This window comes from Paenibacillus nuruki, from assembly GCF_001721045.1.
GTDB classification, from domain to species: domain Bacteria; phylum Bacillota; class Bacilli; order Paenibacillales; family Paenibacillaceae; genus Saccharibacillus; species Saccharibacillus nuruki.
This window is the reverse complement of sequence record NZ_MDER01000103.1, coordinates 1-1,152: the sequence shown is the minus strand read 5'-3', so window position 1 is coordinate 1,152 and position 1,152 is coordinate 1. Positions and strand designations below refer to the sequence as shown.

Sequence of the window (1,152 nt, the reverse complement as noted above, 5' to 3'; positions counted from 1 at the left end):
TTATGAACATCATTATCAAGTATTTTATAATTATTTATTACCCTGATTAAATTAGTACTATTTTTAAAATTTTGTTAATGATTTAGGAAGTGTCTGAAAACTAGAATAATTTGTGGTAGGCTTAAAGAAAAGGATTGGAGCGATCCTCATGATTCAAAGACGATATGAGCTCAGCAATGAACAACAGGAGCCAATCAAGGATCTATTTCCTTCTTATCGTACAGGACGTCTCTCAACTTTCTTCACATACTGCTCTCAATGCGATCCAAAGGATCGCCCGCAGTGACGCTGCTTGGCGCGATTTACCTGCGGAGAGGTATGGCTCATGGAAAACTGTATACAGCCGCTTTTGTATCTGGCCAGATACCGAGCTTTTAGCCTCTATTTTTCAAGAGCTTCGTATTGAACCCGACTTTGAACATATAAGTATCGATTCGACTTCAGTGAAAGTCCACCAGCACAGTGCAGGTGCTAAAAAAAGCGAACGGACACGAAGTCAACCAACATATTGGAGGAAACTGTGGAGGAAAAACGACTAAAATACATACCATTGTTGACGGTTTGGGAACCCCCTTGCTTTTTTGCTGACGGAAGGACAAGTCTATGATTCCCTACTCGCCACGGAGTTATTTCAGGATATCGAGATTGCCGAAAGTCGAATTCTAGGCGACAAAGCCTATGGATTTGAAGATTTTCGAAAATGGTTCATCACGAAGCAGGCTTCTTTTGTGATCCCACCGAAAGCCAATTGCCTCCGTCCTTGGAAAGTCGATTGGCATCTGTACAAGGAGCGCCACTTGGTGGAATGTTTTTTCAACAAACTAAAGCATTTTCGCCGTGTGGCCACGCGCTATGACAAGTTAGCAAAGTCATTTCTAACTTTTATTTATGCGGCTTCCATTTTCAAACTCACTCAGTAATTAGTTTTCAGACACATCCTAGTATTTTCATTATTCATAAGATAAATTGACTACTATATTATTTATACTTAGTTTATAAGAGTTTACTATTCAATAATTACTTAGTTTATATGTAATAAAGAATTTATCTTAAAATATTTACAAAGTAGTTACAAAGAAAGCATGATTAGAAATAGTTACATGTTATCTTTATATTGTTGAACCACTTATTTTTCTTATCTACAATTAATAC

At 37.2% G+C, this 1,152-nt stretch carries 1 pseudogene; it reads left to right on the top strand.

From position 1 onward, the window contains the following. Nucleotides 1-148 precede the first annotated feature (148 nt). Nucleotides 149-920: pseudogene (locus PTI45_RS23830) on the top strand (IS5 family transposase). Nucleotides 921-1,152 lie beyond the last annotated feature (232 nt).